Source organism: Streptomyces sp. ERV7 (assembly GCF_001653515.1).
Lineage (GTDB): Bacteria > Actinomycetota > Actinomycetes > Streptomycetales > Streptomycetaceae > Streptomyces.
This window is the reverse complement of record NZ_LYOY01000051.1, coordinates 1,453,200-1,467,234: the sequence shown is the minus strand read 5'-3', so window position 1 is coordinate 1,467,234 and position 14,035 is coordinate 1,453,200. Positions and strand designations below refer to the sequence as shown.

General features: G+C 71.2%; 15 protein-coding genes. 4 read left to right on the top strand and 11 right to left on the bottom strand.

Going from position 1 to position 14,035, the window contains the following annotated elements; genetic code table 11:
- Window positions 1-152: 152 nt before the first annotated feature.
- Window positions 153-1,082, top strand: coding sequence for an ATP-grasp domain-containing protein (locus A8W25_RS29475; protein ID WP_067167067.1), 930 nt, complete (start codon window positions 153-155; stop codon window positions 1,080-1,082).
- Between the two features lie 30 nt (window positions 1,083-1,112).
- Here the strand turns inward: A8W25_RS29475 and A8W25_RS29470 are convergent, their stop codons facing one another.
- Both A8W25_RS29470 and A8W25_RS29465 read right to left on the bottom strand, forming a co-directional pair.
- Complete coding sequence (locus tag A8W25_RS29470; RefSeq protein WP_079126475.1) at window positions 1,113-1,514, bottom strand: hypothetical protein; 402 nt, start codon at window positions 1,512-1,514, stop codon at window positions 1,113-1,115.
- A gap of 107 nt (window positions 1,515-1,621) precedes the next feature.
- A complete protein-coding gene (locus A8W25_RS29465; RefSeq protein ID WP_067167065.1) occupies window positions 1,622-1,909 on the bottom strand; it encodes a hypothetical protein in 288 nt (95 codons plus the stop codon).
- Window positions 1,910-2,130: 221 nt separating this feature from the next.
- Here A8W25_RS29465 and A8W25_RS29460 point away from each other — a divergent pair, with 221 nt between their 5' ends.
- Complete coding sequence (locus A8W25_RS29460) at window positions 2,131-2,319, top strand: DUF6381 family protein (RefSeq protein WP_067167062.1); 189 nt, start codon at window positions 2,131-2,133, stop codon at window positions 2,317-2,319.
- A 73-nt stretch (window positions 2,320-2,392) separates the two neighbouring features.
- On the opposite strand, the gene A8W25_RS29455 is transcribed toward A8W25_RS29460, so the two are convergent.
- Window positions 2,393-3,625: a sensor histidine kinase gene (locus tag A8W25_RS29455; RefSeq protein ID WP_067167060.1), complete on the bottom strand. Its 1,233-nt coding sequence runs from the start codon at window positions 3,623-3,625 to the stop codon at window positions 2,393-2,395.
- Between the two features lie 214 nt (window positions 3,626-3,839).
- On the opposite strand from A8W25_RS29455, the gene A8W25_RS29450 reads away from it, so the two are divergent.
- Window positions 3,840-4,736 (top strand): LysR family transcriptional regulator, encoded by an 897-nt coding sequence (locus tag A8W25_RS29450; protein WP_067167057.1) that lies wholly within the window; start codon window positions 3,840-3,842, stop codon window positions 4,734-4,736.
- Window positions 4,737-4,850: 114 nt separating this feature from the next.
- On the opposite strand, the gene A8W25_RS29445 is transcribed toward A8W25_RS29450, so the two are convergent.
- From A8W25_RS29445 to A8W25_RS29425, 5 genes are all read right to left on the bottom strand, one after another.
- Entirely contained in the window at window positions 4,851-5,633 is a 783-nt protein-coding gene (locus tag A8W25_RS29445; protein WP_067167056.1) for an SDR family oxidoreductase, read from the bottom strand.
- A gap of 94 nt (window positions 5,634-5,727) precedes the next feature.
- Window positions 5,728-6,585 (bottom strand): polyphosphate polymerase domain-containing protein, encoded by an 858-nt coding sequence (locus A8W25_RS29440; RefSeq protein ID WP_067167053.1) that lies wholly within the window; start codon window positions 6,583-6,585, stop codon window positions 5,728-5,730.
- A complete protein-coding gene (locus A8W25_RS29435; protein WP_067167051.1) occupies window positions 6,582-7,214 on the bottom strand; it encodes a DUF4956 domain-containing protein in 633 nt (210 codons plus the stop codon). The genes A8W25_RS29440 and A8W25_RS29435 overlap by 4 nt, the downstream gene beginning before the upstream one ends.
- 168 nt (window positions 7,215-7,382) lie before the next feature.
- Window positions 7,383-8,372, bottom strand: a complete 990-nt coding sequence (locus A8W25_RS29430; RefSeq protein ID WP_067167048.1) for a hypothetical protein — start codon at window positions 8,370-8,372, stop codon at window positions 7,383-7,385.
- A 167-nt stretch (window positions 8,373-8,539) separates the two neighbouring features.
- Complete coding sequence (locus A8W25_RS29425; RefSeq protein ID WP_079126474.1) at window positions 8,540-9,106, bottom strand: thiol:disulfide interchange protein DsbA/DsbL; 567 nt, start codon at window positions 9,104-9,106, stop codon at window positions 8,540-8,542.
- 82 nt (window positions 9,107-9,188) lie between these two features.
- On the opposite strand from A8W25_RS29425, the gene A8W25_RS29420 reads away from it, so the two are divergent.
- Window positions 9,189-10,040: a carboxymuconolactone decarboxylase family protein gene (locus A8W25_RS29420; RefSeq protein WP_079126473.1), complete on the top strand. Its 852-nt coding sequence runs from the start codon at window positions 9,189-9,191 to the stop codon at window positions 10,038-10,040.
- Window positions 10,041-10,139: 99 nt separating this feature from the next.
- Here the strand turns inward: A8W25_RS29420 and A8W25_RS29415 are convergent, their stop codons facing one another.
- The 3 genes from A8W25_RS29415 to A8W25_RS29405 are packed head-to-tail and all read right to left on the bottom strand — an operon-like array spanning window position 10,140 to window position 13,934.
- A complete protein-coding gene (locus tag A8W25_RS29415) occupies window positions 10,140-11,726 on the bottom strand; it encodes a class I adenylate-forming enzyme family protein (protein ID WP_067167044.1) in 1,587 nt (528 codons plus the stop codon).
- The gene (locus A8W25_RS29410) at window positions 11,723-12,163 is read right to left on the bottom strand and encodes an acyl-CoA thioesterase (RefSeq protein WP_199831857.1); all 441 of its coding nucleotides are present in this window, start codon (window positions 12,161-12,163) and stop codon (window positions 11,723-11,725) included. Before A8W25_RS29410 ends, A8W25_RS29415 begins: the two co-directional genes overlap by 4 nt.
- Window positions 12,144-13,934 (bottom strand): AMP-binding protein, encoded by a 1,791-nt coding sequence (locus A8W25_RS29405; protein ID WP_067167042.1) that lies wholly within the window; start codon window positions 13,932-13,934, stop codon window positions 12,144-12,146. Before A8W25_RS29405 ends, A8W25_RS29410 begins: the two co-directional genes overlap by 20 nt.
- Window positions 13,935-14,035 lie beyond the last annotated feature (101 nt).

Below are 14,035 nucleotides of genomic sequence, written 5' to 3'. Positions count from 1 at the left end.
GGGTAGGGGTGCGCGGGTCGCCCCGGGGGACCCGGGAACGGGCCGCTTCGAGGTTGACGGAAAGCCTACTTTGGCCCGGCGCGACACCTCCGTAGATTCGGGAGGCGCTTCTGTCCGCAGCACCGCAGCAGGGGCAAGGGGACCGAGCCGGGATGAGTGACCGCGAGATCGTTGTGATGACCGACCACAGCTCCATGGAGGGCAGTCGCGCCGCTCTGGCCGCCGCGGTCGAGCTCCTGACGGGACGGCCGCCGGTGCTGGTCGACGCACGGCACTTCCTGACCGGCGGATCGGGCCGGACGCATGTCGCGGACTCCGTGGTCCGTCTGGAGGTGCCCTCCGAGGACCTTTCGGTCACCCCGTCCGCCGTGCTCGTCTACGAGGTCCAGCCGCCCGAGCGCCGCAGCTTCGAGCCGTTCCAGCGGCTGCTGAAACGGTACGGGACGGTCTCGCTCGGGACGGACGCCGACGCGTGGCGGGCGGCCACCGACAAGAACCTCACCATGGCGCGGTTCGCGCTCCACGGCATCGCGCACATGGAGACCGTCACCCTGACGCGGCCCAGCGTGGACGCGGCCGCCATGGCGTTCGACCGGCTGGGCCGCGACGTCTGGGCCCGGCCCGCACGGGGAACCTGCGGTGACGACGTCCTGCACATCACCACGTACGAGCAGCTGTTCCAGGCGCTCGCCCGCTACGCCGACTCCGAGCAGGACTGGCTGATCTCGCGGGACGCCGGGAACTTCAACGCCGCCGGACAGCGCCACCAGTTCCGCGTCTCGGTGCTCGACGGGCGGGCCGTGCAGGCCTGCGAACACGTCCAGACGCGTCCCGACGCACCCTGCAACGAGGCCCAGGGGGCGGCCTGCACCCCCATGCCGGTGGACGACCTGCCGGTGGACCTCTGCGAACTGGCGGTCGCCGCCACCAAGTCCGTGGGGCTGCGCTTCGGCGGCGTCGACCTCGCCGTGGAGAACGGCGGTGTGGTCTTCGAGGTCAACGTCCACCCGATGCTCGGCGCGGCGCACCCGGCGGAGTCGGTGGCGGTCCCGTACGTGGAGGCGCATCTGGCCATGCTGTGACCGGGCGGCCGAACCGCCCGCCGGGCCGGCTCAGCCGGTGATCGTGACGCAGGGAAGCCCCACGCTGGCGTCGCCGCGGAAGCCCTCCGCGCAGAGCCGGGTACCCGCCGGGAAGTGCCGCTGGGGGTACGCCTGGTCCCGGTAGGTCCGGAACGCGGAGACGTCCTCGACCTTGGTGTTGGCGCTCCAGCCGTTGGTGGTCCACACGCGCGCGCGGATGCGGTGCGGCTGGTTGGTGTTGACCACCGACACCTCGACCCGGCCCAGATAGGTGCCGATGTCGTACGTCTGGATGCAGACCGAGTTGTTGCACCACTTGCCGTCCGCGGCCGCGGGCGGCCCGGCGGCGACGACACAGCCGAGCGCCAGGGCGGCGGTTCCGACTCCGGCGATGATCTTCTTGGTGATGGTGTGCACGGTGAGCGACCTCATGCGTTCCTCGTGGTCCGGCTGGGTCCGGCCCTGACCGGACCAACGCAGGAAAGGATCATGGGTTACGGGCCGGCCGCCTCGGTGCGGCGGCGGATGACCCCAGGGCCCTACGCGCCGGGCGGGATCCAGTGGTTGTGCACCTTAGAGATCGTCGGCTCGGGGCCCTGGGGCAGGTTGGCCTCGGCGGCGAGCGGCATCACGATCTCCATGAAGTTCCGCATGGCCTGCTCGGACTCCCACAGGTCGGTGATCTGCAGGCCACCGCCCGTCGGGACGCAGACGTGGGCCAGACAGCCGTCGAACGGGCTGCTCGGCAGCGCCTGGAGTTTGGCGTTGAGGGTGTCGTACTGGTCCGTCGTCACACCGGGCAGCTCGGCCTGCATCAAAATCGCCATCGGGTTCTCCTCCGCGAGACGGGTCTCCTGCCTCCCCACCGCCACGATGGCGGTCCGTGCCCAGGGTCAGCACAGCACGCCGGTCTGCGGTGGGCATTCCGCCCGGCGCCGTACGGGTGGCGTGTCCTGCGGGGATAGCGGTGCGTGACCGTTCCGGATGCGCCGGGCCCGGGGCGCTGATTCCCTGGTGGCGTCCGCTCCCCCCAGATCCAGGAGTGATCATGAGCATTGCAGACGAGACCGGCGGCCGTGCCCGGCAGATGCGCCAGAAGGCGGAGCAGCTGGAGCAGGCTGCCGAGCGTGCCAACGACCCGGCCGAGCGTGACCGGCTGAAGGAGAAGGCGCGTCGGCTGCAGGAGGAGAGCAAGCAGGCGAACGAGAGGGGCAGTGGCGGCATCGACCCCATGTGACGCCCCCTGTGCGTGGTTCACACGCATGACCAGGCCGGCCGGTGGCCGCCCCCGCGAGCTCGCGGGGGCGGTGTCACCGGTCGGCTTGCGGCGTTACGGGAAGGGTCGTCAGGGGAAGGGCCAGCGTCGCCCGCGCGCCGCCGTCGGCGGGGTTGTCGAAGACGAGGTGCGCGCCGAGGAGCGCGGCCTGGCCGGCCGCGATGGTGAGCCCCAGGCCGAGGCCCGTCCCCTCCGCGCCGGTACGGAAGCGCTGCGGGCCCTGTGCCACGAGGTGCTCGGGGAAGCCCGTGCCGTGGTCCCGTACGCGTACGGTCGGCCCGTCGACCTCGACCAGGACGGGCTCGGCCCCGTGCCGCAGGGCATTGGTGACCAGGTTGGTCAGCACGCGCTCCACACGGCGCGGATCGGTCTCCACCTCGGCGTCGGTGACGACGTCGACGCGCACATCGGGCGCGGTCCCGCCGGTGGCGGTGTACCCCTCGGCCGCCGCTCGCACCACCCGCCGGGCCAGGGCGCTCAGCTCCACCCACCGGGGCTCGGCCGCCTCGGTGCCGCTGTCGAGCCGGGCCACTTCGAGGACGTCCTCCATCAGGTCCCGCAGCCGGCCCGCCCGTTCCTTCACCATGTTCTCGGCGCGGCCGTCCGGCAGCAGAGCGGCTGCCGCGATCAGTCCGGCGACCGGGGTACGCAGTTCGTGGGCGATGTTCGCGGTCACCTCGCGCTCGGCCTGAAGGCGGGCGGCGAGTGCGTCGGCCATCGCGTTGACGGCGTGGGTGAGGGTGGTGATCTCGTCCCGGCCGGTCTCCGGCAGCCGTGCGGTCAGATCGCCGGCGGCGATCTGTTCGGCGCTGAGCGCGGACCGTCTGAGGCGTCTGGCGAACCGGGTGGCCAGGCCGAGCCCGATCACCGTGGCCACCGCGGTGCCGACGGCGCCGGACTGCCACATGAGGCGCTCGACCTCGTCACTGAGCCCGTTGGAGGCGGAGCGCATGGCGAGGACGGCGCCCTTGTCCGACACCTCGGCGGCCCAGATCATGTCGCCGTGTTCGGTGCTCTGCACATAGGCGGCCGGGTGCCCGCCGAGGACCTTGGCGCGCAGCGGCGAGGGCAGGTCGGGCGGGTCGACCTCCAGGCCCTGGGCGGGTTTGCCCCGCTGTTCGGTGAGCCGTGCCGCGTACCGCAGGCGTTCGAGTTGCATGTCGCGCTCACGGTTGGTGAGCAGGACCGGTACCTGGCTCGCGGTGACCATCGCCGCGAGGGTGGCGGTCACGGTGATCGTGACGCCTATCTTGATGCGCAGTCCCATGACCCGGCCTAGTCCCCCGTGGAGCGGTTGTTCGCGCCTGAGCCTACGAAACCCGCTCCGGCGGCCGGAGGGCAGCCCGGGGTGGGTGAGAGCCCGGGGCGGACCGGCTCCCGCCGGGTCCACGGGAATCTCCGTCGGCGGAACCGGGTTGCTCGCTGTGACAGTGATGACCAGGGGGGACCGCGGTCCACCGCGGGAAGGGGAACGGGAGCCGATGAGCCTTCGCCAGTTCGAGTACGCCCTGGCCGTTGCCGAGGAGGGCTCGGTGACGGCAGCCGCTGAACTGCTGCACGTGGCTCAACCGTCGGTGTCCCAGCAGATCCGCGGTCTGGAGCGGGAACTCGGCGTGGAACTGTTCACCCGCACACCGACCGGCCTGGTCCCCACCGTGGTCGGGCGCGCGTTCCTGCGGGAGGCGCGGGCCGCGGTGAACGCGGCGCGGCGGGCGAGGGCGACGGCGCGGGCCGGTGCCGACGAGCTGGCGGGTGAGCTGGTGGTCGCGGTGCAGATGGGCTTCGGCACACGTCAGCTGCCGGGCGCCCTCGCCGCTCTGCGCCGCCGTTTCCCGCGCCTTGAGGTCACCGTCTTCGAGGAGCCGAGCTCCGCCGAGCTGGACCGCCTGTGTCGCCGGGGCGTGCTCGACCTCGCCCTGATGGCGAAGTGCGAGCAGAGCCCCGACGACGCCCACCACCTCGGCGACGAGGAGTTCGTCGTGGTCCTCGCCGCCGGGCATCAGGAGCTCGCCGCGGACCGGGTCGAGCTGGGCGCCCTGGAGCGCGAGCCCTGGGTGCGGTTCGACCGCGACAGCGCGCTCGACGCCGTGCTGGTGAACGTGCTGCGGGACAACGGTCTGACCCCGGACACGGCCGCCCGCGTCTCCCGGACGACGACGGCCGTGCGCTGGGCCGCCCACGGTCTGGGGGTGACGCTCGTCCCGGCCTCCGCGGTGCCCCACGGCCATGAGCACCTCGTGCGCCCGGTGCTCCCGGCCGTGTCCCAGCCCGTCATCGCCGTACTGCGCTCCGGCGCGGGCCCGGCGGAGACGGCCCTGCTCGAACTCCTGCGCAAGGAGACCTGGTCCGAGTCCCCGTCCTTCTCACGGGCGCCCTGACGGCCGAAAGGAATCGGGCGCCGCTGAAGGGAATTCGTCTGAAGTGAATTTGTCTGAAGGGAATTTACCTGAAGGGAATTCGCTGAACCGGAGTTCCCGGAAATTCTGTCCGCGTCATCCCCTGGGGAATTCGCCGCCGTCCACGACGAGTTTGCTCCCGGTCAGCCAGCTCGCCCGGTCGGACACCAGGAAAAGCACCGCGTGGGCGATGTCGTCGGGCCGGCCGTCGCGCCCCAGCGGGGTGGTGTCGTGGGCGTTGATCCGGCCCGGCTCCGCGTGCAGGCGCGCCCACTCCTCCCGTGTCGCCTCGCCGCCGGGGGTGGCGACCCTGCCGGGAGTCACGGTGTTGACCCGTACACCGAACGGGGCCAGCTCCAGGGCCAGTCCCCGGCTGTAGTTCTCCAGCGCCGCCTTCGCCGCCGTGTAGTGCAGGAACGGGCCCATCGGGGTGAGGACGGCGGCCGTGGAGACGTGCACGATCCTCCCCGAACGCCGTTCCCGCATCCCCGGCGCCAGCAGGGAGTCCAGCCGCACCGACGCCAGGTAGTTCAGCTCCAGCGCGTCCTGCCACTCCTCGTCGGGGATGGTCAGGGCGCCTTGGTGAGGTCCCGCCCCGCCCGCGTTGTGGACCAGGATGTCCACCCCGCCGAGCATCTCCTGAGCGGCCGCGGCGAGCGCCTCCGCTCCCGCCCGCGTCCGCACGTCGGCCCGCACGAAGGCGGCCCCCTCCGGCACCGTGCTCGTCTCCGACCTGGCGGTCGTGAGCACCTCGGCGCCCGCGTCCAGGAGTTGGCGCACGACAGCCTCTCCGATACCGCGAGAACCACCGGTGACCAGGGCGCGCTTTCCCGCGAGTTCCCGCGTTCCCGATTCCTTCTCGAACTCGAATGTGGTCATGCCACCGGTCCTCTCGATCGCGTAATTGTCCGCTCGACAGAAACACGGTACGTACGGGAAAGAGCGAGAGGCAAAGACGAAATGTCAGCAGGCGCTATAGGGAAGTCCTATGGCACCCCGGCCCCTCCGTGGTCCCCTCGGCGGTGAACGCCCTGCGGGCCGCGCGGCGCCAGCGGTTGGCGGGGAGGGACGGGCGCAGTACGGCGAGGGCGCCGCAGTACTTGGTGAAGACGGCGGGCCGTACGCGGTGGGCGTGCAGGAGGCGGTCCGCCTCGGTGAGGTGTTCCGCCGACTTGGTCTCGACGAGCACGAGGCCGCCGTCGCAGCGCACGGTCCGCCCGCCGCGCAGGTCGACGCAGACCAGCCCGGCGTCGCAGGTGATGCGCCGGCCGTCGGCCACGAACGTCGAGCGCAGGTAGTCCGTGGTGAGCGAGGGCCCCAGCAACGGCGGCGGGGCGATCTCGTAGGCGCGGTGCAGGGTGTCCGCGAGGAACGCCTGCGGGGCGGTGTCCAGCGGGGTGTCCGTGCCCGTCAGGGGGCTGCGGTGTTTCACGGTGTCACCACGGCCGCCCTTGAGCTTGATCTCGAACTGCCGCTCGCCGCTGTCCGCGTAGAGGCGTTCGCGGATCTTGAAGCGGAGGCGGCGGCCCTGGCGGTGGTCGTGGAAGGAGCGGAGTCCGGGGGTGTCGTAGTAGACGGAGTGGTAGTGGAAGGCGCGCCGGTCGTCGATGGCCAGCGCCCGGAACGGCTCACCGTGGTGGGAGGGCCGGGTGAGTTGGCCGATCACGCGCAGGAATGTCGCGGTCGGCACCAGATAGCTGCGGTCGAAGCGTGCGAGCAGCGCGGACCGCTCGTTGAGTTCGGCCAGGGAGATGGGCCGGGCCCGGTGGGCCGCCTCGTCGATGGCCCGGAAGGCCGCGGTCCGCGCCGGTGCGCCGGTGTCGGTGGTCATGCCGCGTCCAGGAGGGGTTCGGTGCGGCGCACGACCTCGTTGCCTCCGGCCCGTCGACGCGCCACGCCCGCCCCGGGCTCGCGGTAGCGGACGTCGAGGACCATCAGATCGCGGACGAAGTCGACCTCCATGACCGTCCACTGCATCGGCTCGCCCAGTCGCAGCGCGAGGTCCGCGCGGAGCGCGTCGGGGTCGCTGTGCACGGCGTCGAGGGTGATGACCGCGCGTCGTACTCCCGACAGCAGCCTCGGGTGGTCCGCGGTGTAGACGACCAGCAGGAGGACGGCGCTCATCGCGGCGGCGAGTCCGAACGCCAGGTGCGGCAGCCCGCAGATGAGGCCGAGGACGAGGGTGGTGAAGTAGTACGCCACCTCCTCGTGCTGGACGGCGTCGGAGCGCAGCCTGATGATCGACAGGACGCCGAACAGACCGAACCCGAGCGCCATGCCGCCGCTGCCACCGACCTCGGCGAGGGCCGCGACGATGGTGAACAGGGATACGTTCAGGGCGAGATACGCGGGTACGAGGTCGCGTCGCCGGTGTCTCGGGTAGTAGATCGCGAAGGTCAGCAGACATATCGCCGTGAGGTCGAGACCGAGATGGGCGGTGAGGTGACGCAATGAGTCCATGGCTCCGCTCCCTGTGAGTTCGGGGGTGGGACACCCAGACTCTAGGAGTACGGAGAGTGAACGGCAGGCAACTTGTCGATGAACAACGCGGATTGTTGATGGGGGTGCAAGGTATTTGTCCGATACCGCGCGGCAGGTGTCGCGTTCGGCGCTCTTGCCGGACCGGTCCTAGCGGGGATCGAGGAGACCGGAGGTGACGGAGGCGGCTCCGCCGATGGGCGCGCGGTACTTCTCGGTGAGGGAGAGGGTGCGCAGCAGGTCGCCGGGGGTGACGAAGTTCGGCTCGGCCTCGGTGACGCGGATCCTCTCCAAGGCCTGGTGGGGCGTGAGGGGCTCGGCGCCGTCGCTGTCCGCGCCGGCGGCCTGGTGCAGCGCGGTGCCGAACGCCGTCATGGACGCCAGCAGCTCCTCGTCGCTGGGGTCGGTCGGGGCGCCGACGCCGGGAAGGCGCTGGGCGGCGGGGATGCCGTTCGCCTTGCCGACGGCCGCGTTGTACGAGGAGAGCACGGGCGCGAGCGCGGCCTCGGCGCCGACGGGGTCGTACGCCCCCAGTGCGGTGGGCGCCTTCAGCGGGACGCGGGGGAGCGCGGGATGGCCCTCGGCCCACCGCAGAAGCGTCTCCTCCCCGGCGGGTGCCGTGGCCGCGCGCATCCGGAGGTCCAGGGCGTACGGGGGCGCGGGCCGGGCCTCCGTGTGGCAGCGGTAGACGAACTCGGAGCAGATCATCGGTTGTTGGCCGCGCTCGGCCATCGTGTTGAGGACTCCGGCGGCCCGGTCCAGGACGGCGCGCACCATGTGCTTTCCGCCCGGTGGCAGCGGGATGCGCCGGGTGAGGGCCAGTACGGCGAGCAGCACGATCTGCTGGTGGGCGTAGGCGTGGCGGGAGCCCAGATAGCGCTGGGCCACGTCGAGGACGGGGGCCATGTCCGCCGGGTGGGTCAGCGTACGCCCGACGACGAGGTCGTGCTCGTCGAGGGCCTTGGCGTAGGTGAGGGTGTGCAGGCCCTCGCCGACGGCCTCGGCCAGGGTGTCCGGCCCGATCGCGAGCGCGGCGTGGCTGACCTCGGAGCCGTCCAGGAGGCAGATGGCACGGGAGATGTGTCCCGTGCCGCGTGTCAGGACGACGTCACCGGTTCTGAGCTCGGAGGGGAGGGGCATGGGGGGCGTTCCCGTCTGTCGTGTGCGGCTGTGGGCGCAGGTTCGCTGCTGCCATGCCCACCGCCGCCGCGCATCCGACACGTGGTTCGGAGGATCACTCCCCAGAGTGATGAAGTATCGGTCCTGCTCGCCGAATGGGGGCCGACCGACGGCCGGTGGGGCGAGGGTTACCGAGCCCGCGCCATGACCACGAGCCGTTCGACCACCCGTATCAGCTCGGCGGGGCTGCCCGCCGTCTTCAGATCGCTCCGGTACTTCCCGTTGACGAGGAAGGTGGGAACCCGCTGGACGCCGGCTCTGCGCACCTGCGCCTTGGCGGCGGCCAACTGACCCTTCACCCCGAAGGAGTTGAGGACGGACAGATAGCGTGCGCGGTCGACGCCGAGCCGGGCGACGAAGTCCGCCTGTTCGTCGGGATCGGCCAGCCGCCTCCCCTGGTGCTGGACGGCCTCGTACACGGCGTGCATGGTCGCGGTGTCGGCGTGCGCCAGGGCCTCCAGCGCGAAGTGCAGCTGCGCATGGGCGTCCCACGGCCCGCCGAAGGGCACCGGGACGCGGACGAAGGTCACCCCCGTCTGCCTCCCCGCCCAGCGGCGCACGGCCGGCTCCATGGCGTACGAGTGCGGGTCCCCGTACCAGAAGAACTCCCACACCTCGACTGTGCCGGAGGTGGTCCTCGGGGCGGGTGGTGACAGCTCCACATACCGCCCGCCCGTCGGAATCTCATCTGCCATGTGGTGCTCTTCCTCATCTGTGAGCTGCGCCGAGGGCGGTCCGCTTGCGTTGGAGTGCGCTCCAGGTTCTAGTTTCGGTCATATGAACAGCGCACAGAACTCCGGAACCGCATCCTCTGCCTCTTCCGCCGCCGCTGCCACCGGCACCGCCCCCGACACCGACGAGCGCTTCGAGCGCGGTCTCGCCCTGTTGCGGAAGGTCAGCGGCAGCGAGCGCCCCGCCGTGCTCGACAGCCTCGCCGACATCGCCCCCGACCTGGGCCGGATGACGGTCTCCTTCGGTTACGGGGAGCTCCTGGCGAACGACCGGCTCACCCTCCGCCAGCGCGAGGTGGCCACCGTCGCCGCGCTGGCCGCGATGGGGACGGCCGCTCCCCAGCTGCGCTTCCACATCGACGGGGCGCTGAACGTGGGTGTGACCCCGGCCGAGGTCGTGGAGGTGCTCATCCACGCCGCCGTCTACGCCGGGATACCCGCGGCGCTCAACGGCATCGCGGTCGCCCGCGAGGCGTTCCGCGACCGGCCCGGACTCGCCCATGAGCCGGCCGACACCGGCGAGCGCGACCAGCGGTACGAGCGGGGGCTCGCCAAGCTCGCCGAAGTGGACGGCCACGCGGGGGACGCCGTCGTAGCCTCCCTCCAGGACATGGCGCCCGACCTGGGGCGCTACATCATCGAGTTCGCGTTCGGCGACATCTACTCCCGTACCGCCCTCGACCTCAAGTCCCGCGAGCTGGCCACCGTCGCCATGTGCACGGCCCTCGGCACCGCCGCCCCGCAACTGCGCGTGCACATCCACGGCCTGCTCAACGTCGGCGGCACCCGCGAGGAGGTCGTCGAGGTCATCACGCAGATGGCCGGGTACGCCGGATTCCCCGCGGCCCTCAACGGGATCGCCGCCGCGCGCGAGGTCTTCGCGGAGCGGGACCGCTGACCTCGACCGGGGTGAAGCCACCCGCGCGGCGGCCCCGGCCTCGCAGCGGCGAGACCGGGGCGGACGGTGGGTGAGCCGGACCAGGAGCAGGAATCAGTGTCAGGCCTCCGAGAAGGCCACCCGCATACTGCGCTTCAGCGCCTTCCCCGTGACGCCCACGTGCTCCTCGGCGCCCTTGACGAGGACCTTCTCGATCGGCGGCCAGCCCCGCTCCGCCAGCAGAGTGTTGACACGTAACCGGAGCTCCTCCAACTCCGCCTCGGAGGAGGGCACGTCGATGGTCAGCACGGGCAGCTGGCTGTCGCCGTCGGCGCTCTCCACTCCGACGATCGAGCAGTCGACGAGGTCGGGGAAGTGGCGCAGTACCAGCTCCTCCGTCTGGGCGCTGTAGAGGACTCCGTTCGCGGTGGTGATCCGGTCCGTCGTCCGGTCGACGTGGAAGTAGAGGCCGTCCTCACCGCGATAGGCGAGATCGCCGGTGAGCCAGTAGCCCTGGATCCGGTTCTTCTCGCTGAGCAGGCTGTTGTTCCAGTAACCCCCCGTGATCGTGGGCGACTTGAGCGCGAGGCGGCCCACCGTGCCGTGTGCCACGGGCTCGTCGTCCGCGTCGAAGATCTCCACCTCCACCCAGCCGAAGGGCCGGCCGATGCACCGCTGGTAGCGGTCGCTGGTGGGGGTGTGCACCGTACGGAACATGGCGAAGCCGAACTCGGACGAGCCGAAGTTGTCGATGAACAGCGAACCGGGCTGCGGACTCCCGTCCCGGTCGACGTGGTTGCCGCGCGCCACCAGCTTGCGTATGTGCCGCTCGTGGTTGGCGTCGCCGGTGGACATCCAGCGCGCGACCGAGGACAGGTCGTACGCGTCCAGGTCGACGCGGCACAGGTCGACGAAGGTCTTGGGGAAACCCGCGACCAGGTGCGGCCGGAACTCCTGGATGGCCAGGGCGATGTCCTCGGGGCCGCGACGGGTCGCGAGCAGGGTGGTGGCACGCCGGGCGACCGCCGACATCAGTACGGAGATCGCGGACGCGTGGCTCTGCGGCAGGGCGGAGAGGATGCGCGAGCCGAGGTCGGCCCTGATCTGCTGCCTCACCCCGAAGAAGAACCCCTTGTGGTTGAACTGCACGGCCTTCGGGATGCCCGTGGTCCCGGAGGTGTGGGCGATCAGCACCGGGTCGTCGTCCTCGTGGGTGAAGAGCTTGAAGGCGCCCTGGCCGTACGGCTCCTCGGCGTAGTACGCGATCGGCAGCCGGTCCTCGGCGAGCCGCTCGGGGTCGGACACCACGGCGGCCGCGCCCACGTGCTCGATGAACCGCGCCGCGATCTCCGAGGGGAGCGAGCTGTTCACGAACACGGGGATCGCGCCGATCTTCGTCAGCGCGATGTAGTGCACGAGGTAGCGCACGCTCTCCGCCACGAAGACCGCCACCGGGTCCTTGGGGCGGATGCCGTCGGCGTAGTACCCGGCGGCCACCCGGTCGGTGAGCTCGTCGAGCGCCGACAGGGAGAGTCTCTCGTGGGTGACCCCGGTGGGAGCGTGATAGGGCTGGTCGAGTTCGATCACGGTCTCGGTCGTCTCGCTCGCGGCCGCGGCGGCGAGGCGGAAGAAGTTGCCGGCGCCGAGCCCGTCGGTCTCGATCAGGCCGATCGGACCGGTGGCGGAGTCCGTGCGGTTGCTCGTCATGAGTAACGCTCCATCGCTGTGCGGATGTCCTGGGGAATGGGGATCGGGCCGTGTCCGTCGAGCGAGGTGGTCACCAGCACCGCGCGGATCCGGGCGCGTACGTCCTGGCCCGGTGACCCGGCGCACTCGTACCGCAGCTCGAACGACGACTTTCCGATGCGTTCGACGGTGAGCGTGATCTCCAGCTCGTCGCCCAGCCGGCTCGGGGCGAGGAAGTCGCATTCGAGGCGGACGGTGGGAATGCCGATCCGGCGCTCGGCGAACAGCCCGGCGTAGCCGACGTCAAGACCTGTCTCGAACCAGTCCTGGAGCACCTCGTTGATCAGCAGCAGATACTGCGGGTAGAAGACGATGCCCGCCGGATCGCAGTGGTGGAAGAAGACGCGCTTGTGCTGGGTGAAGCCGGTCGGGCCGGGGTCAGGCGGAGGCAGCGTCACCGGCTGCTCCTTCCAGTTCGGCCGACGGGCCCGAGCCGTCGTCGGCCGCGGCGCCGCGCAGTCGGAAGCGCTGGACCTTCCCGGTGCCGGCCCGGGGGAGTGCGTCGCAGAAGGAGATGAGGCGCGGATACTTGTAGGGCGCCATCTCGGTCTTGGAGAACTGCTGGAGTTCCAGGACCAGTGCGCGGGAGGGGGTGTAGCCCTTCGCGAGCACGACATGGGCCTGCACCACCGTGCCGCGCTCGTCGTCGGGGGCGGCGACCGCCGCGCACTCCCGGACGGCCGGATGGGTCAGGAGCGTGGCCTCGACCTCGACCGGCGAGATGTTGTACCCGGCCGACACGATCATGTCGTCGAGGCGGGCGTGATAGTGGAGATAGCCGTCCTTGTCGGCCCAGCAGGCGTCACCGGTGAGGTTCCAGCCGTTGCGTACGTAGTCCACCTGGCGGTCGTCGTCGAGGTAGCGGCAGCCCGTGGGCCCCTTGACGGCCAGCGCGCCGACCTCGCCGTACGGCAGCGGGCGGCCCGCGTCGTCGACGATCGCGGCGAGGTAGCCGGGCACCGGGCGTCCGAGCGCGCCGGGCCGGGTCGCGGCCTCGTCCCCGCGCATCGCGATGAAGATGTGCAGCATCTCGGTGGAGCCGAGCCCGTCGATCAGATCGTGGCCGGTGCGCTGCTTCCACATCTTGCGGGTGACCGGCGGCAGCGGCTCACCCGCCGAGACGCACTCGCGCAGCGAGGACATTCCGTACGGGGCCGGGTCCATGCACATCGCCCGGTACGCGGTCGGGCCGCTGAAGCACACGGTGGCGCGGAACTCGTCGATCGCGCGGGCCAGTTGCTGCGGCGAGGCACGGTCGAGCAGCACGACGGAGGCGCCGATGTGCAGGGGGAAGAGCAGCAGCCCGCCGAGGCCGTAGGTGAACGCCAGCGAGGGGGTGCCGATGAACCGGTCGTCGCCGGTGGCCCGCAGCACGTGCTGGGGGAAGGAGCTGCACACGGCCATCACGTCGCGGTGCGAGTGCACGGTCGCCTTCGGCATCCCCGTGGTGCCCGAGGTGAAGGCGACCAGGCAGGGGTCGGTGGCGGCGGTGTCGACCGGCGCGAACCAGTCGGGGTGCCCGGCCATGGCCCGGTCGAGGTCGGCGTCCGGGTGCGGCTCCGGGGCCTCGTCAGCGGACGCCTCGGCGCGGAAGTACATCGTCCGCAGCCGGCTCCCCTCGGCCCGCGCCGACTCCAGTTCGGCGCCGAGAGCGGACTCGCACAGGGCGTGCGTGATGCGCGCCTTGTCGATCACATACGCGAGCTCCTTGGCGCGCAGCAGCGGCATCGTGGCCACGACCACCCCGCCGGCGCGCACCACCGCGAGCCAGATCGCCACCAGCATCGGGGTGTTGGAGCCCCGCAGCAGCACCCGGTTGCCCGGCACCAGGCCCATGTCCTCGGTGAGCACATGAGCGATGCGCGAGACGGTGGCGAGGAGTTCCGCGTACGTCCAGCGCACCCCGTGCGGTGAGAGCACCGCCAGCCGGCCCGCGCGGTCCGCCGGTCCCGAGGGTCCTTCGAGGAGCTCGGTCGCGCAGTTCAGCCGGGTCGGAAAGCGCAGTGTGGGCAGGTCGAGCAGGGTGTCCGGCTGGAGCGAGGCGGGCGGCAGACGGTCCTGGACGAAGGTGTCGAGGTGCGCGGTGCGGAGCTGCGGCGGTACGGGTGGTGGGGAGGAGGACGAGGAGGAGGACGGTAACGGGGAGGGAAAGGGAGATGGGTTGCTCAACTGCCTGCCCTTCAGGATGACTTCTGGTCGACTGACGCCTCATTCAACGGCCGGCGCCAGGGTGATTGCCTTGACGATGCGTGCACGATGGTGGCCTGATC

Coding starts and splice junctions, on each gene's coding strand:
- A8W25_RS29475 (WP_067167067.1), top strand. CDS start 153: ATGAGTGACCGCGAGATCGTTGTGATGACCGACCACAGCTCCATGGAG.
- A8W25_RS29470 (WP_079126475.1), bottom strand. CDS start 1,514: ATGAGGTCGCTCACCGTGCACACCATCACCAAGAAGATCATCGCCGGA.
- A8W25_RS29465 (WP_067167065.1), bottom strand. CDS start 1,909: ATGGCGATTTTGATGCAGGCCGAGCTGCCCGGTGTGACGACGGACCAG.
- A8W25_RS29460 (WP_067167062.1), top strand. CDS start 2,131: ATGAGCATTGCAGACGAGACCGGCGGCCGTGCCCGGCAGATGCGCCAG.
- A8W25_RS29455 (WP_067167060.1), bottom strand. CDS start 3,625: ATGGGACTGCGCATCAAGATAGGCGTCACGATCACCGTGACCGCCACC.
- A8W25_RS29450 (WP_067167057.1), top strand. CDS start 3,840: ATGAGCCTTCGCCAGTTCGAGTACGCCCTGGCCGTTGCCGAGGAGGGC.
- A8W25_RS29445 (WP_067167056.1), bottom strand. CDS start 5,633: ATGACCACATTCGAGTTCGAGAAGGAATCGGGAACGCGGGAACTCGCG.
- A8W25_RS29440 (WP_067167053.1), bottom strand. CDS start 6,585: ATGACCACCGACACCGGCGCACCGGCGCGGACCGCGGCCTTCCGGGCC.
- A8W25_RS29435 (WP_067167051.1), bottom strand. CDS start 7,214: ATGGACTCATTGCGTCACCTCACCGCCCATCTCGGTCTCGACCTCACG.
- A8W25_RS29430 (WP_067167048.1), bottom strand. CDS start 8,372: ATGCCCCTCCCCTCCGAGCTCAGAACCGGTGACGTCGTCCTGACACGC.
- A8W25_RS29425 (WP_079126474.1), bottom strand. CDS start 9,106: ATGGCAGATGAGATTCCGACGGGCGGGCGGTATGTGGAGCTGTCACCA.
- A8W25_RS29420 (WP_079126473.1), top strand. CDS start 9,189: ATGAACAGCGCACAGAACTCCGGAACCGCATCCTCTGCCTCTTCCGCC.
- A8W25_RS29415 (WP_067167044.1), bottom strand. CDS start 11,726: ATGACGAGCAACCGCACGGACTCCGCCACCGGTCCGATCGGCCTGATC.